Annotated in this window: 19 protein-coding genes and 1 pseudogene; 15 read left to right on the top strand and 5 right to left on the bottom strand. The window is 39.2% G+C overall.

Features of this window, described 5'->3' with window-relative positions:
• Positions 1 to 204 precede the first annotated feature (204 nt).
• From V7K53_RS18150 to V7K53_RS18135, 4 genes are all read left to right on the top strand, one after another.
• Positions 205 to 1,377 (top strand): RpoD/SigA family RNA polymerase sigma factor, encoded by a 1,173-nt coding sequence (locus V7K53_RS18150; protein ID WP_335198864.1) that lies wholly within the window; start codon positions 205 to 207, stop codon positions 1,375 to 1,377.
• Between the two features lie 163 nt (positions 1,378 to 1,540).
• Positions 1,541 to 2,035 (top strand): GNAT family N-acetyltransferase, encoded by a 495-nt coding sequence (locus V7K53_RS18145; protein ID WP_335198941.1) that lies wholly within the window; start codon positions 1,541 to 1,543, stop codon positions 2,033 to 2,035.
• A gap of 361 nt (positions 2,036 to 2,396) precedes the next feature.
• A complete protein-coding gene (gene petJ / locus V7K53_RS18140; protein WP_335198940.1) occupies positions 2,397 to 2,732 on the top strand; it encodes a cytochrome c6 PetJ in 336 nt (111 codons plus the stop codon).
• Between the two features lie 169 nt (positions 2,733 to 2,901).
• On the top strand, positions 2,902 to 3,825 hold the full coding sequence (locus V7K53_RS18135; RefSeq protein ID WP_335198863.1) for a tetratricopeptide repeat protein: 924 nt from the start codon (positions 2,902 to 2,904) through the stop codon (positions 3,823 to 3,825).
• An 11-nt stretch (positions 3,826 to 3,836) separates the two neighbouring features.
• Here the strand turns inward: V7K53_RS18135 and V7K53_RS18130 are convergent, their stop codons facing one another.
• Complete coding sequence (locus V7K53_RS18130) at positions 3,837 to 4,298, bottom strand: Uma2 family endonuclease (protein ID WP_335198862.1); 462 nt, start codon at positions 4,296 to 4,298, stop codon at positions 3,837 to 3,839.
• A gap of 112 nt (positions 4,299 to 4,410) precedes the next feature.
• On the opposite strand from V7K53_RS18130, the gene V7K53_RS18125 reads away from it, so the two are divergent.
• Together V7K53_RS18125 and V7K53_RS18120 are read left to right on the top strand one after the other, a co-directional pair.
• On the top strand, positions 4,411 to 5,340 hold the full coding sequence (locus V7K53_RS18125) for a hypothetical protein (RefSeq protein ID WP_335198861.1): 930 nt from the start codon (positions 4,411 to 4,413) through the stop codon (positions 5,338 to 5,340).
• Between the two features lie 12 nt (positions 5,341 to 5,352).
• A complete protein-coding gene (locus V7K53_RS18120; RefSeq protein ID WP_335198859.1) occupies positions 5,353 to 5,907 on the top strand; it encodes a hypothetical protein in 555 nt (184 codons plus the stop codon).
• Between the two features lie 68 nt (positions 5,908 to 5,975).
• On the opposite strand, the gene glgX is transcribed toward V7K53_RS18120, so the two are convergent.
• Complete coding sequence (gene glgX, locus V7K53_RS18115; protein ID WP_335198858.1) at positions 5,976 to 8,102, bottom strand: glycogen debranching protein GlgX; 2,127 nt, start codon at positions 8,100 to 8,102, stop codon at positions 5,976 to 5,978.
• A gap of 782 nt (positions 8,103 to 8,884) precedes the next feature.
• Between glgX and V7K53_RS18110 the strand changes: the two genes are divergently transcribed.
• The 4 genes from V7K53_RS18110 (at position 8,885) to V7K53_RS18095 (ending at position 16,292) form a co-directional block, all read left to right on the top strand.
• Positions 8,885 to 10,957 carry a dynamin family protein gene (locus V7K53_RS18110; protein ID WP_335198857.1) on the top strand — a complete coding sequence of 691 codons (2,073 nt, stop codon included), beginning with the start codon at positions 8,885 to 8,887 and terminating at the stop codon, positions 10,955 to 10,957.
• Positions 10,958 to 11,386: 429 nt separating this feature from the next.
• Positions 11,387 to 13,429, top strand: a complete 2,043-nt coding sequence (locus V7K53_RS18105) for a dynamin family protein (protein ID WP_335198856.1) — start codon at positions 11,387 to 11,389, stop codon at positions 13,427 to 13,429.
• Between the two features lie 80 nt (positions 13,430 to 13,509).
• On the top strand, positions 13,510 to 14,478 hold the full coding sequence (locus tag V7K53_RS18100) for a M48 family metallopeptidase (RefSeq protein WP_335198855.1): 969 nt from the start codon (positions 13,510 to 13,512) through the stop codon (positions 14,476 to 14,478).
• A gap of 8 nt (positions 14,479 to 14,486) precedes the next feature.
• Positions 14,487 to 16,292, top strand: a complete 1,806-nt coding sequence (locus V7K53_RS18095) for a dynamin family protein (protein WP_335198854.1) — start codon at positions 14,487 to 14,489, stop codon at positions 16,290 to 16,292.
• Positions 16,293 to 16,408: 116 nt separating this feature from the next.
• On the opposite strand, the pseudogene V7K53_RS34070 reads toward V7K53_RS18095, so the two are convergent.
• A pseudogene (locus V7K53_RS34070) lies at positions 16,409 to 17,069 on the bottom strand (ISL3 family transposase); the annotation flags it as partial.
• A gap of 712 nt (positions 17,070 to 17,781) precedes the next feature.
• On the opposite strand from V7K53_RS34070, the gene V7K53_RS18080 reads away from it, so the two are divergent.
• From V7K53_RS18080 to V7K53_RS18070, 3 genes are all read left to right on the top strand, one after another.
• Positions 17,782 to 19,101: a calcium-binding protein gene (locus V7K53_RS18080; RefSeq protein WP_335198851.1), complete on the top strand. Its 1,320-nt coding sequence runs from the start codon at positions 17,782 to 17,784 to the stop codon at positions 19,099 to 19,101.
• 205 nt (positions 19,102 to 19,306) lie between these two features.
• A complete protein-coding gene (locus tag V7K53_RS18075; RefSeq protein ID WP_335198850.1) occupies positions 19,307 to 19,645 on the top strand; it encodes a hypothetical protein in 339 nt (112 codons plus the stop codon).
• Between the two features lie 174 nt (positions 19,646 to 19,819).
• A complete protein-coding gene (locus tag V7K53_RS18070) occupies positions 19,820 to 22,435 on the top strand; it encodes an S-layer family protein (RefSeq protein ID WP_335198849.1) in 2,616 nt (871 codons plus the stop codon).
• A 168-nt stretch (positions 22,436 to 22,603) separates the two neighbouring features.
• On the opposite strand, the gene V7K53_RS18065 is transcribed toward V7K53_RS18070, so the two are convergent.
• Positions 22,604 to 23,203 (bottom strand): Uma2 family endonuclease, encoded by a 600-nt coding sequence (locus tag V7K53_RS18065; protein ID WP_335198848.1) that lies wholly within the window; start codon positions 23,201 to 23,203, stop codon positions 22,604 to 22,606.
• A gap of 97 nt (positions 23,204 to 23,300) precedes the next feature.
• On the opposite strand from V7K53_RS18065, the gene V7K53_RS18060 reads away from it, so the two are divergent.
• Together V7K53_RS18060 and V7K53_RS18055 are read left to right on the top strand one after the other, a co-directional pair.
• Positions 23,301 to 23,555, top strand: coding sequence for a hypothetical protein (locus V7K53_RS18060; protein WP_335198847.1), 255 nt, complete (start codon positions 23,301 to 23,303; stop codon positions 23,553 to 23,555).
• Positions 23,548 to 23,853 (top strand): DUF6398 domain-containing protein, encoded by a 306-nt coding sequence (locus V7K53_RS18055; RefSeq protein ID WP_335198846.1) that lies wholly within the window; start codon positions 23,548 to 23,550, stop codon positions 23,851 to 23,853. The genes V7K53_RS18060 and V7K53_RS18055 overlap by 8 nt, the downstream gene beginning before the upstream one ends.
• A 48-nt stretch (positions 23,854 to 23,901) precedes the next feature.
• Here the strand turns inward: V7K53_RS18055 and V7K53_RS18050 are convergent, their stop codons facing one another.
• Positions 23,902 to 24,687: a DUF3598 family protein gene (locus tag V7K53_RS18050; RefSeq protein WP_335198845.1), complete on the bottom strand. Its 786-nt coding sequence runs from the start codon at positions 24,685 to 24,687 to the stop codon at positions 23,902 to 23,904.
• Between the last annotated feature and the right edge of the window lie 24 nt (positions 24,688 to 24,711).

Below are 24,711 nucleotides of genomic sequence, written 5' to 3'. Positions count from 1 at the left end.
GGGAATCTAAGAAAAAAGTTTTGCTGGGTGCTAAGGTAAGTTTCGTTATAGGTTGTATATAACTGTAACCTATAGGTACTAGGTAGATGCCGATTTTTATTTCTGTAGACAAATTAGCATCAGCCTATATTTCGCTATTCTTTACGGGTGCATCGTCCATTAGGGAAAACTACCAAGCCTCAAACGAGTAGGTGTAAATGAATTATGTACCAAACAAAGCAACAATCCCTAAAGGAAAATATGAATATTGTTGAATTGGGAAAGATGGAAATACTGGAGAATGCTGCTGATATCGAAGAACCATCACTCGATAGTTTAAATGCAGTGGCAGAAGAAGAATCTCCAATTGTAGTAGAAAATCTGGAATCAGACGAACGCGATGGAGATGACATGGCGGCGGCTCGTCCTTCGGGATACAACAAAACCGAACATGATGATGCTGTCGGCGCATTTTTTAAAGAAATGGCGCGTTATCCGCTTTTAAAAGCTGATGAAGAAGTAGAATTAGCGCGGCGAGTCAGGTTTCTAGAGGAATTTAGAGAAATACAAGCGGCTTTAGAGTTAAAACTGGAACATGAAGTTAGCAAATTAGAAGTGGCTTCTGAGTTAGGAATGACGGAAAAGCAACTAGAAAGTCGCTTGTATCAAGGAAGAGTAGCGAAACGCAAAATGATTCGCTCAAACTTGAGATTGGTAGTTTCTATTGCTAAACGATACTTGAATCGGGGAGTGCCTTTTCTGGATTTAATTCAGGAAGGAGCAATGGGTTTAAATCGCGCTACAGAAAAATTCGATCCCGATAAAGGATATAAGTTTTCTACTTACGCCTATTGGTGGATTAGACAAGCAATTACCAGAGCGATAGCTAACGATGCGCGAACAATTCGACTACCGATTCATATTGTTGAAAAGCTTAACAAGCTAAAAAAAGCTCAACGGGAACTCAAACAAAAACTTTGTCGTAATCCTACCGAAGGTGAAATGGCAGAATATTTAGAGATTAGCGTGCAACAACTACGCCAGCTACAACAGCTACGGCGACAAGCACTTTCTCTCAACCACCGCGTCGGTAAAGAAGAAGACACGGAATTGATGGATTTGCTAGAAGATGAAGATAACTTGTCTCCAGAAGCAAAAATGAATGAAAACATGATGCGTCAGGAGATTTGGGAAGTCTTGGGTGACGTGTTAACTCCACGAGAAAAAGATGTGATTTCTCTGCGTTATGGTTTGACAAGCAGCGAACCCTGCACCTTAGAAGAGGTTGGCAATATGTTCAATCTTTCTCGCGAGCGAGTGCGTCAAATTCAAAGCAAAGCCATGCGGAAATTACGCCGTCCTCACATAGCCAAACGCTTAAAAGGTTGGTTGATTTAATTAGATTGCTCAAGATAGAGATGCAATCTGGAACTTAATTAGCTTTGCAATTCGCAAAAATCGGGCGTTTTGTAGCTTTTTTCGGCTCTTATTTAGTCAATACTCAAAATAAATTGCCCAGTTGCCTATAGACTATGGACTATAAACTATGGACTATAGACTAATGACTTCGGGTAGCAATTTGATTGTGCGTTTTGCCCAAGCAGACGATTGCAGCGTACTGTTTAAATTAATTGAAGGGCTTGCAGAATATGAAAAATTATCTCACGCGATCGCTGGCAATGCTTTAGCACTTCAGGAGCATTTATTTGGTTCGCGGAGGTATATAGAGGCAATATTAGCGGAATCTGCGGGACAAGCTGTTGGTTTTGCGCTATTTTTTCATAATTATTCAACATTTCTGACTAAGCCAGGAATTTATCTAGAAGATTTATTTGTTTTACCAGAATATCGCAGGCAAGGTATTGGTAAGGCTCTCTTAACTAAAGTAGCTCAGATAGCTGTAGAACGTGATTGTGGACGATTAGAGTGGAGTGTTTTAGATTGGAACGAGTCAGCCCAAGCATTCTACCGTAGGATGGGAGCATCTATATTAGATGATTGGCGAATATGTCGCGTCACAGAAGATGTGCTTACTCAATTAGGTTCCGTAAAATAAAAAACACAGGATGAAGTATAAAGAATGAATCAGGAAAATTTTCATCTTTAATATTTCATCCTTAAATTTTAATCATTTTTTTATAAAATATTCAGAATTATATAAATTGGGATTTTAATCATCAGCATAATGCACATTTTTGCAAATAAGTAAGCTAGGGTATTTTGGAGAGAAGCATATTCTCTTTACATATTGCTTTGTGCTAATAAACTTAAATCTAAAATCACCAAGATTCAAAATCCCAAAACTTTATTTAATAAAGCAAAGTTTGACAGCTTGTCATTTGACTATGGCAACAGGTCAACTCACAATTGTGGAGGATATTGCACCGAATAAGCCATTATTGCAGAGAGAACACGAAATGAAAAAAATGATTACAGTCATGCTGTTAGGCATAGCAATCTTCACCTTTGCCTTCAGCCGTCCAGCTTTGGCAGCTGATGCTGCTGGTGGAGCTAAAGTATTTAGTGCCAATTGTGCCTCTTGTCACGCAGGAGGAAAAAATCTGGTTAATGCTGCCAAAAGCCTGAAGAAGGCGGATTTGGAAAAGTATGGTTTGTACTCCGCAGAGGCGATTATTGCCCAGGTTACAAACGGTAAAGGTGCTATGCCCGCCTTCGGCAAACGTTTGAAGTCTGAACAAATTGAAAATGTAGCTGCTTATGTGCTTTCACAAGCAGATAAAGAATGGAAGTAGATTAAAATCTAACTTCAAAAATTAATAATTAGCGGGACAAAAAGCCCCGCTAATTTTAGAGTTGCCGAAATTATCAAACAGGATGCATATACCAATTTGGGATTAAGAGTCTTTACAAAAAGACTGTTCCAAGAATATCAAACAATACTACCTATCCTAATTTGGTATTATGAGTAATTTATGGCGATTATTTTTCAGTATAATTATTGCTTTACCCCTCACTTTTTTGACTTTACCTGCACATTCCTCACCCATTTTAATTACTCAAATTACAGCGGGTGATTTCTTAGAGTTGGGTGTAGATAAGATGCGGCGCGGTGATTATCAGGAAGCAATAAAGAATTTCAACCGGGCGATTGAACTTAAGAAAGATTTGGCTGTAGCTTATAGCGATCGCTGTCTTGCTTATCTCCAACTACAAGATTACCATCAAGCGATCGCAGATTGTACTCAAGCCATAAATTTTGCACCGGATAACTTCGAGGCTTATCTAAACCGGGGAGTAGCACACTACAGACAAGGGGATTATTCTGCTGCCATTGTCGATCATAATCGAGCGATCGCACTTAAACCCTACAATTTTCGGGCTTACTATAACCGAGGGTTAGCCCGTGCTGGGGATGGGAAAGACTCGGAGGCAATTTTTGACTTTAATTTAGCCCTAACCCAAATTCCTCGAATAACTAGCTTACTGCTTGCAGATATCTATAATGACCGAGGTTTAGCACATTTAGTCTTACAAGATATCCAAGCAGCTATGCTTGACTTTAATCTAGCAATTCGTCTCAATGCTAACGATTATAGAGCGTACTTTAACCGGGCTTGTGCTTGCGGACGAAACGGAGATGACTTTGGTGCAGTGCGTGATTTTTCCCAAGTCATCAGACTTAACCCTAGTAATGCCCAAGCTTACGTTAATCGAGGAGTAGCTCAGTATCGCTTAGGATATCATTTAGCTGCGATCGCTGATTTACAAAAAGCATCTGAGTACTTTGAAAACCAAGGAAAAAAAGTTGCTTACGAAAAAACTCTAGATTTACTGAAGAATCTGCGACAACAAATTTCGTCTGTAACTGAAATAGCTTTTTTATAAGACTGTCACCGCTATACAGGGTATCCACCAGCTTGACAAATCTGTTCGGCGGTTAAATTTAATTCTGGGAAAAGAGGTGAGATAATGCGTTGTTTACCGCCGCAGGCATCGCTACCTCGAAACTGGCTAACTTGGTATTCTCCCTCAATTAAAGTGTAGAGCGAGACAGTTGGTTGTTTGGGGTTGCCAATAAATCGCCTACCGCCTAAACCAGCATAGTCTACAATCCAGTATTCCGGGATGCCTACAGCCTCATAGTCAGCAGCTTTTTTTAAATAATCATCACGCCAATTGCTACTTACCACCTCAACTACTAAAGGTATTGATTCCGCTTGGCTTACAGTAGATTCTTTTTTCCACAGAGATTCGTTTACCAAATTAGGACGATTTAATATCAGCACATCTGGTGAGTAAGCAGATTCATTTTCAGGCGGTTTGACTAATGCTTTGAGACAGAATAAAAGATATTCCAATCCAGATTGAGATCATATTACCAGTAGAACCAAGATCACACTTCAATTAGTTCATCTCGGTTAAACTGAATACTTATACTTAAATATTTATACTTACATAGGAACTTAAATTATGGCAATGAGGAGAGCAGATCGCAGAGATTCTAATTATGACAACGCTGTTAATAATCCTCGCCCACCGAAGAATGAACCAACTCCTTATCATGATCTTAAACTTTCATTAATGACTGTTCGCGCTAATCTTGAGGAGGCGCGAAAACTTGCGAAAGAAAATGAGGAAGCAGCATCTCAACGCGATGAGTGGCAACAACGTGCCAAAGAATATCAAGAAGCTGCATCCCAACTGGTTCATGTTCAGCAAGAAATTCAAACTTATCAACTCGAGGCTAATGAACTAAAAGTAAAGGCTAATGAGCTAAAAGAGCAAGTCACTCAAAATTATCGCTTCTATATTGATGAGCAAGAAAATCATCAAAAGACACTCTATCTTTACAACGAAGAAAAAGCGAAAATATCACAGCTAGTTCATGTTCACCAACGGGAGATTCAAACTTGCCAACTTGAAGCTAATGAGCTAAAAGAACAAGTAAATCAAAATTATCGCTTCTATATTGATGAACAACAAAGTCATCAACAAACGCTCTGTCTCTACAACGAAGAAAAAGCGAGAGCAACTGAATTGCTTGCCAAATATGATGCAGCCAACTCTGAACGAGAAATGTATTTGACTTTATACAATGAGGCTAAAGCAGAACTCAAACATGAGCGTCGTTCCAAAGCTAGTATTAAGGGATGGGAAACTCGCCGGAAAGCCGAGAATGAAAAACTAAAACGAGAAATTGCCCAGATGGTTGTGCTACTGCGTGACTCTTTAGCAAGTAAGGATGAAGCAGTAAATAGTCTTTACCTTGTAGCAGAGCGTATGGATCGGATTCAATCTCTAGTCGATTCGGTGGAAGAAGAAACAACTAACAATCCTATAGGTTTAGTACAAAAGTTTAAACGCATCTGGCTAGCAATTAAAGATATCCTTTCTGAATAAACAAGCATACTCATGAGCAAAAAATCATTACCAACCACGCAAAAACAAGGTAAAGCGAGGCTGGGAGATCAAATTCGCAGTATTGCCGATCGCCTTAAACAAGAGACTGATGTCCAGATACAAGCAACTTCTCGGATTTTAGGGGCTGCTGCTCAGATTGCCGAAAATCATGACCGACTTATTAATGAAGTAGTTGATATGGTTGAGTCAGACCTAAATGCAGAGAAACACGTATCTAACAAGTATACTTATACTGTCGATATTCTGAAGCAACAGTTTAAAACATTACGGGATGCAAAGGCTCACTTTAATCTGAAAGTTACTAGTTGGGAATCACTAGTTAATAAATTAAATGCTGCATCTTGCCAAACAAGCATTATGCAGAATCAACCTCAATCAAATCAGAGTTTGGCAGACACTAATATCATAAATGGTGAATATAATTTTAATAATATTGAAAAATTGACAGTTTTTTTAGAACCTGATGTTGCTAAAATGTTTCCCAATTCGGAAGCTGTAAATGAAGCTCTGCGTTTTCTAATTAGAGTTACAAGTAAAAATCGTTGAAGTATTTTAGCAACTTTATAGAAAAATATATTTTTCTATAAAGTTGAGCATCTTTTCTTCTCTTATGACTAACTAATAAGGCGTAACACCATCAGAGAGCGATCTGTAACTGGTAGAGTTTGAGAGCCTGAAACTAATTTTCCTCGGTCTAAAAAGCGAGGTTCATTAGTGTCAATTACTATCTCCCATACCTTTTCTTGAAATTCATTGGGCAAAGCAAAGTCAATTAACTCGTAGTGAGCGTTAAAAAATACTAGAAAACTTTCATCAATAATCCGCTCACCACGATCTCCTGGAGTAGCAATTCCCTGCCCATTCAAAAAGATCTCCATTACTTTGGCATAACTAACTAGCCATTGCGTCTCTGTCATTTCACTGCCATCAGAATTAAACCAAGCAATATCATTAATGCCTAAACCGTGAATGGGGCGACCTTGAAACCACTTACGTCGTCGAAATACTGGATGCTGATGGCGAAAATTAATGAGTTCGCGTGTAAAGTCTAGTAAATCCGAGTTCGCTTTATGCAAATCCCAATGCCGCCAAGAAATTTCATTGTCTTGGCAGTAGACATTATTATTTCCCTTTTGACTACAGCCAATTTCATCCCCCTCTAATAGCATTGGGACACCTTGAGATAGCATTAGGGTTGCTAAAAAGTTTCGTCGTTGCCGTTCGCGCAAACGCATTACTTCTGGATCGTCGGTTTCACCTTCTACACCACAATTCCAGGATCTATTATGACTTTCACCATCTCTACTGTCTTCCCCGTTTGCCTCGTTATGCTTTTCGTTGTAGCTGACCAAATCATTTAACGTGAAACCATCATGAGCAGTGATGAAATTAATACTTGCATTGGGGTTACGCCCGTTGGTTTGATATAGGTCAGGGCTACCGGTAAAACAGTAAGCAAATTGTCCTAAACTATCATCTACACCACGCCAAAAATCTCTGACTGTATCCCTATATCTACCATTCCACTCAGACCAACGCAGTGGAAAGTTCCCAACTTGATAACCTCCTTCTCCTAAATCCCAAGGTTCAGCAATGAGCTTTACATCTGCCAAGATCGGGTCTTGATGAATAATATCAAAGAAAGCTGATAGGTTATCTACCTCATATAATTCCCGCGCCAGCGCCGAGGCCAAATCAAAGCGGAAGCCATCTACATGCATTTCTGTCACCCAATAGCGCAGGCTATCCATGATTAACTTCAGAACTTGAGCATGACGCACATTCAGAGAGTTACCGCAGCCTGTAAAATCCATGTAGTAGCGAGGATCGTCCTTTACTAAACGGTAATATACAGAATTATCAATACCTCGCAAAGATAACGTTGGCCCGAAATGATTTCCTTCGCCAGTGTGGTTGTAGACTACATCTAAGATCACTTCAATTCCAGCAAAATGTAGTGCCTTGACCATTTGCTTGAATTCATTGACTTGTTGTCCCGCAGCCCCACTAGCACTGTAACTAGAATAGGGAGCAAAATAGTTAATGGAATCGTAGCCCCAGTAATTGCTTAATCCTTTATCTTCTAAATGTCCCGGATGAGATAGAAAATGATGTACTGGCATCAACTCAACTGCTGTAATTCCTAATTGCAGTAAGTGTTGGATTGCAGCAGGATGCGCCAACCCGGCATAAGTGCCGCGCAACTCTTCTGGAATAGCTGGGTGTAGTTTAGTAAAACCTTTGACATGAGTTTCATAAATAACAGTTCTATACCAAGGTGTAGCAAGCAGTTTATCACCTTCCCAATCAAAAGATTGATCGACCACAACACACTTGGGCATTATTTTGGCATCATCTAGTTCAGAAAAAACTAAGTCTTTTTCCTCAGCGTCTAGAGAGTAGCCAAATACAGAGGGATCGTTACTAAATTCACCGTCAATTGCCTTAGCGTAGGGGTCAATTAATAGTTTGTTGGGATTAAATCGATGACCCACCTCCGGTGCCCACATCCCATGCACTCTAAACCCATACTTTTGACCTGGGCCAACTCCTGGCAAGTAACCATGCCAAACAAAATTGTTTTTTTCTGTCAAAGGTATGCGAATTTCTTCGTCATCGTTATCAAATAAACAAAGCTCTACACCCGTTGCATTTTCCGAAAATAAAGCAAAGTTTGTCCCTTTACCATCCCAAGTTGCACCTAAAGGATATACATTCCCCGGCCATAAAGCTACATACATAAGTAAATCTTGAATATTAGTTTTTCTGTAAATAATTGACTTTGACTTTTTTGAATAATTAGTTAATAGTGAAAGTTACTAATAATTCTTTAAAATCACTAACATTAAAGTTTAACTTATAGATAATGTTATTCGATCTATCATTAGTAATAGAAATTTCTATTCCTTAAGTCGGAAAAATTAATGCAGAGAGCAACAGGCTGAAGGAAGGAAACTGGTGTCTCTGCGACACGCTGCGCGATTTGCTTAAGTAAAGCAACTTCAGCAAAGCTTCTTTCACCCTGCTCCACTTTGGCTACGCTACCTCGGCTCTGGTTCCATCAAGCGACTTGTACTGAGCTTGTCCTGAGCGTAGCCGTAAAGCCTGCGGCATAGCATAGCTACGCTTCGGGCGCAGCCTCTCGCAGAGAAGGGCGTAGTCGAAGTAAATCGAGATGCTCGACACAAGTCACGGCAAGCCCCCAGCAATAACTGCGTCTAAATGATAAGTCTTTAGCTGGATATGATATGACTTCTTTAAATGCGATCGCTCTATAGTTTAACTCATAGTGAATTACCCAACAGTCGCATCTGAACTGTAGAAATATGACAACGTGTCTTTTGACACCATTTTACTATAGGACTTAATATTTGCTGAAGACTCTGCAACAAAATATACCATCTAAATCGCAAATCTCTTTAATTGATTTTTTCTACTTACGTATAATAAAACACAGCTAAGAAATTAAGATTTTTTTGTAGTTTTGAATTATGCTATACATAACAGCACTATAAAAATTACTATGTTATTTGCTACCAATTATAAGCAAGTTGTGCTTACACTGGTGGGGAATTTAAAACAGTTAAGAAATTTTTCAGAAAAACTACATTTAGAAAATAATTGTCAACTAATTGACAATGCTATAAATCGGCTAGAAACAAATTCATTTTCTATTGCAGTTGTCGGAGAATTTAAGCGAGGCAAAAGTACATTTATCAACGCTTTACTAGGACAGGAAATCCTACCATCTGATGTCTTGCCTACAACTGCTACTCTCAACCGCGTGATTTATGGATCGCAACCACTGGTCAAAATAATATTTAAAGATGATGAACAGCGTGAGATAGCGATTAATAAACTGCCTAGTTTTGTGACAAAACTAACACCAGAATGTGAAGCTGTTGCTATGACTGTGAAAGAAGCAGTCATTTATTATCCAATAAACTGTTGTCGAAATAATGTAGAAATTATCGATACACCAGGCTTGAGTGACGATGAAAATATGACGGCAGTAACCCTTTCAATTATTCAAAAGGTTGACGCTGCTATTATGGTAACATCAGCTTTAGCACCTTTCGCTGAATCTGAAGGAAATTTTATCACTCAAAAGTTATTAACAAATAGCCTTGGTTGTATCGTATTTATCGCAACAGGAATTGACCACTTCAAACGCTCACAGGATGCAGATAAAGTAGTTAGAACTATTGAAAAACGGATCGCATCTTTTGTAGAGAATTGGGCAAAACAACAGTTTGATGCAAATTCTCAGGAATATAAATTTTATTTAAATAAGATTGGTAAACCAAAGGTTTTTGGTCTTTCTGCTTACCAAGCATTGTCAGCTAAAGTTAATAACAATGATGCTCTTTTAAACCAGAGTCATTTTGGAAAATTTGAATTGGCGCTACAGAAGCTTCTGCTAGAAGATCGGGAAAAAGTTATTTTACAAGTGGTTGTTAATCACCTAAGCGCTATAGCTATAGAAATTACCCAAATAATTAATAATCAGCAAAATGAATTAGAACTAAAACAACAAGTTTTTAGTAATAAATGTTATCAACTTCAAAATATAATTTTAAATTTCAATAAAATAAAAACAAAAAAAATCTTGCTGTTTAATCCGAATAATGACAAAATTAAAAGCCAAGTAAATTTATTAATAGAACAGTTAGAAAATCGATTAAAACAGACTGTTGAACAAGTTATTGAATCAATAGACGTAAATGCTACAGATGGCATAAAATTACAGCAACAATGTGCTAAGTACATCTCAAGTGCTGTGCAAAGCGCTAGCCAAATAATAGTAGACCAAATTCAAAATGTCATCCAGCAAGAGTTATCAGCAGCAGTATGGCAAATGCAGAGTTTGCTAGAAATAGCGCCTGAAGTGATGCATAGTGTTGAAATACATTTAACTCAAATTGATGATAATTTAGGTTTTAAAAGCTCGTCACTGCAAATAAGTAACTCGCTTAATCAAGCTTTTGAGCAATTCAATCGAGAGCAATCTAGTAATTTACTGATTTTATTTACTTGGAGTTCAGAAACATTTATTTTTAAATCTGAATTGAGTGGTTTATCTAGTGTCGTCGGTGATGTAGCTGGTTCTTTATTCGATTCTTTAGGAAAAGCTGTAGGTGTAGGATTTGGCAATTTGCAAAAAGCCAAGAACTTGAAAACTAATTATAAATCTAAAGTAATTGCAGAGATTGAAAACCAATTGCGATCGCACCAAACTAAACAATCAGTTGATGAGTACATTTATCAAGTATACAAAAATTTAGAACTCTTCAAAGTTAAAGTAGATCAAGAAATTAATTCCTGGATTGAAAACGTTCAGAATACACTTGCTAAACTCCAGGGAAAACAACAAGCTTTGGCTGAAAATCAGCGGAAAATACTCGATACAATGCGTAACGAAACGCAAACTATTCTAAATAATGCTTTGGTTTTATCTGAGCAACTCTACCAAAGTATCAATCTGGATAAGCGCGATAATTTTGAGAAAAAAACTTGTATAAATTGCGGTTATGCGAATGACTCAAATTGTAGATTTTGTATTAAATGTGGCACTCGTTTAACTATAAACGATTAATAATATCAAACTGCATGACCTTTGTAAAGTAGTCTATAAAATTATCATTTTTGCTGAACAGCAGTAAGCCTTTAATAACATAGGCTTTAGCATTTCTAATAAGATAAAACTGCTAACTATATCAAGAAATACTGACAATAATCCAAACCCTCATCCGAAAACAGTGCATCACGAGATGTATTACTTATCAGACTGCTTGCAAAGGTAGCTAGCGAATAAACTTCGGGTAGGTAAAGCCCGCCGTAGGCATCGCACCAACTATACAATGACCAGCAGCTAAGAGATGTTAAGCCCAAGCCACAGCAAATTTTGTTTATTTGCTCCAGATTTTGAGTCTATTGGGCATTAACAGACTTAGTAACAAAGACTGAAATTTTATAATTTCAAGTCTAAATATTTATTCAATAAATCACCTAGAGAGGATTGAAAATGGAAGCTGGAAATAATCATAATGCTCCTCTAGCATCACTCACAGATTATAATAAACTAGCGAATAACTTAGTAGTTGATTTGAAGAGACTGCGATCGTTTTCAGAAAAACTTAGTCTCCAACAGTCAATTTCATCAATTGATGATGTTTTACAACGAATTGAGGAGAAGACTTTCTGGGTTGCAGTTGTTGGAGAGTTTAAACGCGGCAAGAGTACATTTATTAATGCTCTATTAGGTCAGGAAATTTTACCATCAGATATTGAACCATGTTCCGCCACTCTCAATCGCGTTACTTATAGTTTAAATTCCTATGTGGAAGTGGAATTTATAGATGGTGAAAAAGAGAAGATAGCTATTGACGAACTTGCTAATTATGTGACGAAGTTAACACCAGAAGCCGAGGCAAAGGCTGCAACAGTGAAAGAGGCTGTTGTCTATTATCCAGCTACTTATTGTAAAAACAATGTAGATATTATTGACACACCAGGATTGAATGACGACCCTAGCATGACTGGTGTAACACTTTCAGTGTTACCTAGAGTTGATGCTGCTATTTTAGTAATCATGGCTCAATCACCTGTTTCAGAAGTTGAACGGGACTTTTTAGAGAACAAACTATTAACAAATGACTTAGGTCGTGTGATTTTTGTAGTTACTGGAATTGACCGCTGCAATCGACCTGGAGATGCTGACAAAGTAATTGCCAGTGTGAAAAAGCGTATTAGAGAATATGTATTAGAGCGAGCGGCACAACAGTGGGGTGAAAACTCGGCAGAATATGAAGTTTACTTGAAAAAGATTGGAGATCCAAAAGTTTTTGGTCTTTCTGCTTACCAAGCTTTGGAAGCGAAGCATAGCAAAGATGATGAATTGCTTGCTGAAAGCCGTTTTGTTGAATTTGAAAAGGCTTTAGAGCAATTTCTGGTTAGAGAGCGAGGAGCAATTGAGTTGCAAGTACCTTTAAATAGAGCGATCGCTACATCTGGAGAAATTTTATCAACAATTAACATTCAAGAAAGTGCCCTCAAAATGAAGCTAGAAGATTTTGAGAAAACCTACGAAACCTCTATTGCAGAAATTGCAGACTTGCGAAGCCGAAAAAAAGACGAAATGCAACTCATTGATAAAGCGGCTGAAAATGTCAGATATAATGTCAGACCTTTACTCAATAAGCTAGAAGATGATTTGAAGCAAACAGCGCTGCAAGTTATTGATTCAACAACAATAACCTCCAAAGAATTGAATAACAAGAAGGCTTTAGCTGAAAAACTGGGTCGCAAAGTTTCTACTAGTTTGCAAAATGCAGGGCAAAAGTTGGCTGATAAAATTCAGATAGAGATTCAACAGGGGTTAGCAGAAGAAGTAGACCGATTAAAAGATTTTGCTAATTCTGTAGTTACAGTCTTAAATCGCATCGAAATGCAGTTTATTGATGTTGAAGCTAATTCTAATCGCAAAAGAAATGCAGGTGGAGAAGCTATTGCTGCTGCTTTAGCTGTGTTCACTGGATTTGGTGGTATCTGGTCAGGTTTTAAAGCAGCTGGCATCAAAGGTGGGGTGATTGGTGCAGCTGGTAGCTTTGGGACATTGTTTGGTGCTGGGCTATTAGCTGGGTTAATCGGATTCCCAATTACCTGGCCTGTTGTGATTGCTGCTAGTGTTGTGTCTGTTTTCACAGGGGGTTGGCTTACCAAACTAGTGTTTGGTGGTGAGCAAGTGGAAACCTTTAAGGAAAATTACAAGGAAGCTATTATCAAGGAAATTGAAAAACAACTGAAATCAAATCCGATTAATCATAAAGTTGAGGATCACATTTCTACAAGTTTTGAGCATCTCAAACAAACACTAAGTCAAGAGGTCGAGGCTTTACTGGATAATACTCAGAATACTCTTTATGAACTAAACCGAAAACGGCAGCAGAATGAGACTCAAACCGAAGCAGAACATAAAGAACTTGATGAAATTCGGGCAGAAACAGAGAGAATTCTTGGTAGTGCCCAAAGACGCTCTCAAGAACTTGTGGAAATCATGAGTGTTTAAAAATTTGCAGGGCTGTGAGGTTTGAGATTTGATCGTACCTCACACTCTATACAATGAATTTTACAGTTTAGATATGAATTATGGAAAATCCATCAGTTCCCAATCCGACTGCGGCTGTTGACCTCAATTTTGGTCATTATTTGGAAATACGCGATCGCCAAATATCTGCTCACTTAGTAGGTGGAATTCCCGACTATGCCTTTTCTCTAGATCAAAAACTACGCCAGCAATTGATGGCTATGGGGCCAGTTAGAGCAATGGTGCAAACCTTAGTTGGTTGGGCGGTTCCTGTTGTCCAGCAACTACATCTCATGGAAAGTATTGCTGTTGGCCCGCAGCAGTATCCTAAAATCCACGCCCTTGGTGAAGATTGCGCTCACAGATTGGGTATTGGTGTTCCGCAGATTTTTATTTACCGAGATTCTACTTCTAATGCGTACACCATCGCCACTGATGACGTTGCACCAATTATTGTTCTTTCAAGTGATATTGTCGAATCTTTTACACCTGAAGAACTTAAGTTTGTTATTGGTCATGAATGCGGTCATATTCACAATTTGCATGGTGTTTATAACACTGTTTGTGAAATTATGACAAACCAATTAGCACAAGGAGTTTTACAGGTAGTTCCAACTCACGGAATGCTGGAACCAATTATTCAAGGTGGACTGACGATTTTTTTTAAACGCTGGAGCCGATGTGCAGAAATTACTTGCGATCGCGCCGGATTGATTTGCTCTGGTGATATCAATACGGCGGAAAATGCCCTAATAAAATTGATAACTGGTGGTGGCGATTTCTTGGGAAAAATCAATATTGAGGAATTTCGTAAACAATTGAGTAAAGTTCAATCTACTCCCCTCCATCTGATAGAGCTTTTCAATACTCACCCGTTGATTTCCAAACGAATTGCTGCACTCCACCTGTTTGCTGAGTGTGATATTTTCCATTACTGGCGGTCGGAATCGTCTTTACAAGATGCACGCAGCAAAGAAGAAACTGATAATTTGTGCGAACAGGTTGTTCGTGTACTACCTAAAGGATATTAAGGTTTTTTATGGAATCACCAACTAAATATATCAGCTATGACTTCAGCTATTTGCACCAAGAATTTCTAGAAATTATCAATGATTTTTCCGAAGGATTGCGCCTAGAAAAAGTTCAAAATACTATAGGTAAAAGGTTACTCAAACAGATACAGAGTCAAATTTCCCAAATTCTCACTCGTTTGGAAGCAGACTTTGTTCTCGTTGTTATAGGTGACTTCAAACGAGGTAAATCAACATTAATTAACGCTTTATTAGGGCAATCTGTTGTTACCACAGATGTGACAACAGAAACAGTGACAATTAATCACATCCAGTATGGTTCAGAACCGAAGATTCATGTTTGTTTGAGTGATGGTGGGCAAATTCAGATAGAAGCAGAAGAACTAAAATCAGAGCAACTTAGTTCAATTTTAGAAACTCTTCCTCAGACAGCTAGCCATTTAAAAATTGAGACTCCCGTTGAATGGTTGCGAGGGGTACGTCTTGTAGATACTCCTGGTACTGGGGATGTTTTTAAGCGTTTTGATCGTCAAGTTCACACTTATCTTTTACAAGCTGATGCAGTAGTATTCGTAGTATCAGCCCTCTCTCCGTTTGCAGAATCAGAACAAAAATTTTTGCAAATGTCTGTCTTACCTCAAGATTTTCCCAAAGTCTTTTTTACTCTGAATATGATGGATAATATTCAGACAGAACAAGAGGTAGAAAGATTATTAAAAAGCACCAAAAAAAAGATTAGCCGCTTGTTTCCTAATCCTCAACTTTTTGGAATCAGTGCTTTCGATGAGTTTTGTCGTCTTGAATCTCTTCCCAGACCAAATCCTGCTTCTGCATCAAAATTAGAAAAATCCTTCAATGAATTTCGCAAATCTTTGGAAGAAAGTATTCATTTGCAGCGTGATTTAATTCAACTCGACCGAGCCACCGATCATCTAGAACAGACGTTACAAGAATTTAGCGATAGCTTGTTACTTCTGCGTAATGCCATGCAAACAGACCGAGAGCGTTTAAGTCGAGCCATCGACCAATGCGAAGATCCAACCTCGGAATTATCCGCTAAGATTGCACAGCATATAAAGGTGATGAAAGATGATATGAATCAAATGTGCGATCAAGCTTGTCAGTGGATGAATGAGTTTATGAATCGCTTAGAAACTGAAGCAATTGCTGGCATTGCTAACTTTAAAGTTGAGGAGATTAAACGACATTTCCAGTTATTTTTGACAAATTCACTCAGGGAAGCGATTAATAACTGTCTGAGTGTTCATAAACCCAGTCTTTTTGAAACTATTAAGAAAGTTCAGAAAGCAATTGTCAGGGATTTACAACTTTTAACTGATGTCAGTAGCAGTATAGTAGATGGTAAAAGTTCGGGAGAGAAAGTAACTTCTCATGAGCATCCGTGGATAAACTTTGATGCTTTAGAAATATTGGCAGAGTGCGAACCATCTACTTTTGTTGCTGACCTCATCATCAGGAAAACGCAAGAGTTAGGTCCATCAAGGCAAGCGGTTAGTTACCAACAAAAACTACAAATCGCCTTGCCAGATTTTAAGCTAGCTATTATTCAAGAAATTCGTTCTTTGTATAATAGTATTGCAACTAAACTTGAGCAGCAAATCGAAAGTGCTTATCATCAAGATATTGAAATATCAGTCTCAGCAATGCGACAAGCGCAAGAAGTCAGCGCTAAAGAAGTACTGACAGTAAGTGCAGCTAATGAAACGTTGCAAGATACATTATTGCTCTTAAATGACATCCATAGCCGACTCAAGAAGCTCAAGCAAAAACTTTGCTCTGAAGATATGCTTTAAAAGCTCTAGAATTCAGAAATAGCAAAATTTTTCGGAGAGTGACAGAAGCTGTTTACGGACGCTATCGCTTCCGTTATGGATGGAAGAAACAAAATTAAGCATCTTACTCGGAAATTTTAAAAATCTCTAAATCCATAGGCAGAGCGCTTAATTAGTTTAAGCTTGTTATTGATACCTTCAATGCAACCACTAGTTGTCCTATTATCAAAATAAGCAATTATCTCATCAAAGCAACGGATAACAGTATTGTTGCTATTTGGAAAATATTGTTTAGCTTTTGAGAGCCAAATAACCAGTTTAAAGACTGCTGTATACCAATTATTAGTTTTATTAAAAATAGTTCTAATTTTCTCTTTTAGTTCATGCATTACCTTGAGAATATAAGACACCTCTTTTACTTGAATCAGCTTGTTTTTTTTGCTCATCATTTAAATCTGAATCGTTTTTTAGTAGAACGTATTTACTTTTATTAATTCCGGCTAATATTTTTTCATGTTCTGCCTTTTTTGATGATATTTTTGCTTTCTTTATTAATTGTTCTACATTCCGCTTTCCTTGTTTTCTCTGCGTATCTAATTCCTTGTTTATCTGAACCATAACGTGAAATCTATCTGCAACTACTTGAGCTTTAGGCATTAATTCTGCAACTAAACTTTTATACACTTTTCATAAATCTATACTGACTTTCTCTATTTGTTCTAAAACTTCAGTTCCCCACCATATAAGGGTTTTCTTGATTATCTCTGGAGTGCGATCGCTTAAAATTACGAGCAACTTAAGAAATAATTTTAATCCAAAAGCGGGTAAAAATAACCAGGAGTATCTGGGACTTACCCGTTAATAATTTCTAGTAGTGGGAATTTATGAACTTTTTCCCACTACAAGTTTCCCAATATTGGTAATGATTCACCAAGCATCTGGGGAATTCCGAATGTAGAAATAGAAAACCAAATTAAAACTTCTTCTTTTTTTTGAATTATTCATTAATTTTTGCAATCTCTGAATATTCTCTGGTACTACATTAAAAACTTTTGTGTCATTTCTGCTACTTGTAAGCGGTTGTTTCCCTATTCACGTATGCTGTTGATTAGCGGTTGCAACCAACTTTCTAACATATATCAATCATGAAAGAAAATGCACTAGCACTCCCCAAAAGTTGGTCATCATAACTGCAAAAGAATTACTAGAAGAGGAAATGGAAATTTGAGGAGGTGTCACAAAAGAATAAAAAGCGTAGTTTGCTGCCAACTCTTGGAGACGCACTCGTGTTCGGCATCGCACTGGCGCATGATTTTTTTTAAATATTTTTTAGTCTCTGTATTTTTATTCTTTTTTTAATCTATTCTCCAGAAATCTTAGTTATTGTTTTCTCCTCCCTCATTCATTCAATTCCTCTGAGAGCAAGCTTTCTGGCTTTTGTTCGGCGTCGAACTTACATTAAATTAACTTAATTCTGCATTGAACCATAGTTTGACAAGGAGTGATAAACATGGCATCTATTAACGGTACCCTTGGTAACGACAATCTGACTGGGACTCCAGAAACTGATTCCATTTTCGGCGATTTAGGTGATGATACTCTTGATGGTTTTGGTGGTGCTAATGAGTTTGTCTTCAACAATGTAATTGATGTCCTCGTTTTTAATTTTGGCGTGTACGTGTATAGTACTGATGGTTTTGACATCATTAAAAACTTTTCTCTAAATGGTAATGATGATAGCGTTATCAGTATTGACCCTGTAAATCATAACTATAACCATGTCAATATAGATATATTTGCAGTTGCCCCTGACTTTGCGAAATTTAGGTCGGGAAAAACCAAATTCATTTACGGTACCAAAGGTTTTGACACAATCCAAGGGACCTCGGCAGACGATAATATTTATGGTTTGGAAGGCAACGATGTACTGCATGGCAACAATGGTTACGATATTTTGTATGGCGGCCCGGGCAATGACAGCCTTGACGGTGGTGAAAATTCTAACGAACTGTACGGTGGTTTAGGCAATGATTATTTGAATAGTGGAAAATTTGGTGGTAATGTACTATATGGCGAGGAAGGCGATGACATTTTTGATGGCATTCACGGGACTGATAAACTAATCGGTGGAACTGGCAGCGACACTTATATTACTTTTGTATTCGGGTCTGAGGACAATTTAATCACCGATAAGTTTACCAATAAGATTGTAAAATTCAATATCATAGAATACTTGAATGAAGGAACCGATACGGTTGAGGCTTCGTTCGACTACAAATTGGGTGACAACCTAGAGAACTTGATTCTCACAGGTAGTAGCGATATTAATGGCATAGGCAACGCCCTGGACAATCGAATTGAGGGGAATGCCGCTCACAACTTTTTGATTGGCGACGATGGCAGTGACCACTTGTTTGGCTATGGGGACTACGACATTTTGGTTGGTGGAGTTGGTAATGACACGCTTGAAGGCGGTGCTGGTAACGACTTCTTAAATGGGGGTTCTGGTAGCGACACACTCGTTGGCGATGCTGGGAACAACACACTTACAGGCGATGCAGGTGCTGATACATTTGTCTTCAACTTTAGGTCTGAAGGCATTGATATCATCAAGGACTTCAGCAACTTGGAGAGCGACAAAATTCAGATTTCCACATTTGGGTTTGGCACTACTTCCACTAAGGAGTTTAGTTACAACAGCAACACTGGTGCCTTATCCTTCCAGGGAACCCAATTCACTACTCTTGAGAACAAGCCTAATTTCATACCCAGTCTCGATATTGAGCTTCTTTCTGAGGGTCTAACCTCTTCAATTAGCTTGGTCTTGTAGTGCCTAAGCAAACCCAAATTTTAGATACTACACTCCAAAAACAATCACCCCACTTAGAGGATGTTTGAAAAGTCATTTTCAACCTGTCGAACTACTAGGAAACTAGATTGTTTTTCTTAAGGCATAACGAATCCAGGTAGTTATCAGATCACATTAAATTAACTTAATTCTGTACTGAATCATAGTTTGAGAAGGAGCGATGGACATGGCATCTATTAACGGTACTTTTGGTAACGACAATCTGACTGGGACTTCAGAAACTGATTCCATCTTCGGCGATTTAGGTGATGACATTCTTGATGTTTTTGGTGGTGCTGATGAGTTTGTCTTCAACAATGTAATTAATGTCTTCATTTTTGATTCTAGCGTGTACGTGTATAGTACTGATGGTTTTGACATCATTAAAAACTTCTTTAAAAATGGTATTAGTAATAATAGCGTTATCAGTATTGACCCTGTAAATCACAACTATAACCATGTAAATATAAATGCAAATGTATTTACGGGTGATCGGCCGGGATTTGGAGTGCCTAACCAAATCTAAATTTTAGACACTACACTCCAAAAACAATAACCCCACTTAGAGAATTTCTAGGCGGGGTATGAATTGAGTATGGCTACTATTTTTCTTTGCTGTCGAAAATTTCCTCAGTTTCATCAATAATCATCAAGTAACTTGATAAAAACTTTACAAATATCCTTTAAGGTGACTTTCCCCGTGTTCTCTCAAAGCCTATTTTATCAGTGGTGGCAATTGAGGTTGGCAAGCTTATTAACTTTAGTTGCAGCGATCGCAGGAGCCAACGAGTGTGTCCTAGCCCAGATAGTACCCGATAACACATTAGGTCAGGAAAGTTCTGTTGTTACACCTTCTTCTAACTTTATAAACGGTGGAGCAATTCGGGGGGGCAATCTATTCCACAGTTTTAAGCAGTTCAACGTTAAAGAAGGAGGAGGAGCCATTTTCATAAATCCTCCTGGCATTGAGAATATTATTAGTCGGGTGACAGGGGGGAACCGCTCCGAGATTCTCGGCAGGCTCGGTGTCTTAGGTAGTGCTAACCTGTTTCTGATTAATCCGTCGGGGATTATCTTTGGGCCGAATGCCCAACTTAATATAGGAGGTTCGTTTGTAGCAACAACAGCAAATGCCATCGGGTTTGGTGAGCAAGGCTTGTTCAGTGCCTCAGTTCCTAATTCTCCTCCACTCCTAACGATCAATCCTTCAGCTTTGCTATTCAATCAAATTGCTAAATCGATTACCAATCAATCTACAACAGGTCTGCAACTTCCTGCCAATCAAAGTTTGTTGTTGGTAGGTGGTGATGTGAACTTAGAAGGGGGGAAATTGTCCGTTCTCAATGGTCGAGTCGAATTGGGAGGATTAGCAGAAGAAGGAACGGTAGGGCTGAATATAGATGACAAAAATCTGCGTTTGAGTTTTCCTGATAATGTAGCGCTAGCAGACGTATCCCTTACCAAAGGAGCTACAATCCAAACCAGTTTTGAACGAGGTGTCGGTTCTCAACTAGGCACTGGCGATATCCAGGTACAGGGTAGACGTGTCACAATCGCTGATAGTTCACAGATTGTAGCTAATAACACAGGAGCAAAAGCAGGAGGGACACTTACCGTCCGCGCCTCTGAGTTGGTGGAAGTCCTTGGAGCAAGCCGCCTGTTAGCTGAAACTTATGGTGTCGAGACTGGTGGAAATTTGACGATTGACACTGGAAAGTTGATTATTCGGGATGGGTCAGAGATAGCAGCTGGTACTTTTAACTCCGGACAGGGGGGGACTGTGACTATAAGAGCCTCTGATTCTGTAGAACTGAGTGGAACATCGGCTGATGGTGCGAATTTTAGCAGAATCATAACTCAGACTGATGGTGTCGGAGATGCCGGTTCGGTGAGCATTGAAACTGGGCAATTGATTGTTCAGGGTGGGGCACAAGTCTCAACTGCTAGTGCTAAGACTAGTTCCGGACAAGGAGGACTGTTGTTTGTAAGAGCCTCTGATTCGGTGCAACTGATTGGAACATCAACATCCGCTGATAATCCGACACCTAGTGGTCTGTTTGCTTTGGGGGAAGGTTCCGGTCAACCTGGAGACTTGACGATTGAAACTCGCTTCTTTATTGTCCGGGATGGGGCAAGAGCCTCAGCTTCCAATTTAGGCTCGGCTCAGTCGGGGGGGAGGTTGAGTGTGACCGCTTCCGAATCAGTGCAACTGATTGGAACATCGGCAAATGGTCAGAACAGAAGCGGCTTGCTTGTTGGAAGCACAGGTACCGGATCTGCCGGAGAACTGACAATTAAAACTGAGAAATTGCAAGTTCTGGATGGAGCATTTGTGTCTGCCCGTACTGTGAGCGAGGGACGAGGAGGAAACGTAACGGTGAATGCTTCTAACTCTATAGAGCTAAATGGCACCTCAGCCGACGGTCAGATGCCCAGCCTCTTGACAACTGAAACCACAGGTGTGGGAGACGCCGGGAATTTAACGATTGAAACTGGGCAGTTGACTATCAAAAATGGCGCACAGATAACCAGTAGCAGCACAGGACTTGGAAGAGCAGGCGATTTTAAAGTACAAGCAAGCTCTCTGAGTCTTGACCAGGGAAGTATTACCTCGCAAACGACATCCGGTAATGGAGGAAACATTACTCTATCAGTAAAAGACCTCTTACTGCTGCGCCGTGGCAGTGAAATTTCCACCACCGCAGGCACAGCACAACAGCGTGGAGATGGTGGTAGTATCAATATTAATTCTAAATTTATTGTTAGTATCCCCGAAGAAAACAGTGACATCAGCGCTAATGCTTTTTCAGGTGCAGGTGGAAATGTCCAAATTAATACTCAAGGTATTTTCGGTATTGAGTCACGCCCAAAACCAACCGAAAAAAGTGACATTACAGCGAGTTCGGAATTGGGAGTCACTGGCGAAGTAACTATCAACAGTCCAGATACTGACCCCAGTCGCGGCTTAATTCAACTACCCTCTAACCTCGTGGATGCATCCCAACAACTTGCCCAAGGTTGCACACCCAGAGGAAGACAAAACGCCAGTAGTTTTATCGCCACCGGACGTGGTGGATTACCTCAAAGTCCTAATGAACCGTTGCGAGGACGAGCAGTGATTACTAGTTGGGTAGATTTGCCCGAACAAGTAACACACAGAGTCACGGATAAATCATCTACTGCATCTATGACCAAATCTGACGATCGCATTGTAGAGGCTCAAGGATGGATTGTCGATGCTAATGGTGATGTTATGCTTGTGGCTCAATCTGTGCAAAGTTATTCTATTCCCTCTGCCATATCCTGTAATCAATGATATCAAGTCCGGTAAGTGATTTACCGAATCCCGACGATAGAAGACAGATATGATTGGCAAACCCAAAAGCATATTTGTTTGGGTTGGATGCTGTTTACTTTTTCTAGCTTTCTTGGGAGTGCTTCTTTTGGTGACGAGTTTACGCTCTGAAATTAAGAAGATAGATGTCTAAAAATTAATCCGACGATAGATTTCAGTCAGGGGAATTTCTACGTTTAAACTGTGCAACATAATCGTCCGCTCAAGGTTAGAGTGAACTTGCCATAGCCAGCAATCGTTACTGTTACGATCCAAGTTGTGATATTGCTCAATATAGGGTTCAGTTTGGCTTACAAGCAGATATTCACAAAAGCTGGCAATCGAGCGATATTTTCTGAATTTGTCCCCTCGATCATAAGCTTCAGTCGAGGGTGATAGAACTTCGACAATAAGCATTGGATTCAGAATTTCATCATTGCGATTGCCATTGAACTCTGGTTCGCCATTAACAACCATCAAATCGGTATAAGTCCCACACTGATATTCAGGAATCCAAACTCGCAAGTCGCTATTATACAAACGAAAATCCGTGTCTCTCAGCAAAAAACCTAAGTAAATTAAGAAGTTGCTGGCGATCGCACTGTGAGATTCCGACCCTCCCGACATAGTAATAATCTCTCCGTTACGGTATTCATGGCGTTCGGGGTTTGTTTCTTCCATAGCCCGATACTCGTCTAACGTGAGGTGAGTTGTTATTATATCTGGGGGACTGGTTTGAGCAAAGACCACAATCAGACCTCTTGAATAATTAGCTCTAAAACTATTATCAGCAACGAAAGGAAGAATTGCTATTGAACGGTGGAATGCCGCAGCCTCCAAGTGGGATATGATGTGCTTTCATCGGCTGCTTACTGATGCGTTTCATTGCCTTTGGGCAAGAATTTATCAAATTTACCAACAGCAAGGAAATACTGGTAGAGACGGCGTGGCGCTCTTAATGGGAACGAGTGCTGGAATATGCCGAGATGTCACGCCAACTGGCGCCTGCTCTGTGCCGCAAGCGTCCCTCACCCCTAGCAGCAGGGCAAGCCAAGTCATAGTCATGGGCTTGTGGCATTGTCCACGCTCTCGGTATGGTTAACTTTCTCTTCGATTCCTCCCAGACTCCTCATATCAAAGCTAGCGAACTTTACCAAGTCTTTGGCGTAGCGGAAAGTACCGGACAGGGGAAATCTAAAACAATTCGGGACGCGATGAAGATTAGCTACTATAACACGACTTGGTGTTTGCCCAACCGACTGGATAGCCATCCGACTGCGCGGTTAATTTCCATCAATGGATTCCCTATAGATGCGCGTTACACTTCCCGCGAGATTCAAGAAGAAGCATTCCGCAGAGGTTTAATTCCCTATTTATCACCTATAAACGATTCCTTTTGAGATATAAAAGTGCCTAAAGTCATAGTAAAATACTTTTCAAACAACCTCTTAAACATTGGATATCAGGAATGTTTCTAGCGTCAGTGAGGAAAAGACTCCCAATTCATCATAATTAGCAATTAGTTGAGACATTTCGTAATTATTAATCAACCAATTGGCGATTAGAGAAAAAGGAGTGCCTATACTGATTGAACTAGGACAATTAATAGAAACACCGTCAGGTAAATAGTAATATTTATGCCCTGACCTATGCCAATTAAATTGAGTGACTATTGGTTCGGAAATCTTCAGATTGGGAGTAATAGTCATAGATATCCCTTGCCAATGACCACTAAAATTCCGTTCTGGTAATTGATTTAATTCAGTTGACCAGTATTTACTAGGGAATCCATTACAATCTTCACGAATATTTGCGGTATGAAATAAATTTCCGCTCTCGTCGTAAACAATACCTACACTATGTCGTAAATCTTCATACCGAAAGAATAATTCTATCCCAAAATACGAGTTGGGTTTTAACTTCACTGTTGCCCAAGTAGCATGACCCGAAGCAAAGAAATATCCTCGCATCGTCTCGCGTGATGGGTGAAAAAGTCCATTATCTAAGCTATTTGACAGAAAATTAAATTCCCAACTCTCTTGCTTATTTTCGCCATTTGCATAACGATAAGTATTAGTATGGACAATTTTAGTCTTTTCTGGATTGCTTTTAAAACTTCTCAGACTTTCAAATGATTCTTTGACATCACCAACTGGTGTATATCGCGTCCAAATTCCATGCCAATTGAGTAAATGATTAGTACAATAATTCCAATTTCGTTCTTTTGCATCCATAATATTTGTGTCCAAAGTATATTT

It is taken from the genome of Nostoc sp. (assembly GCF_036917355.1).
Lineage (GTDB): Bacteria > Cyanobacteriota > Cyanobacteriia > Cyanobacteriales > Nostocaceae > Nostoc.
The sequence above is the reverse complement of the archived record's forward strand: the minus strand, read 5'-3'. Positions and strand labels throughout refer to the sequence as shown.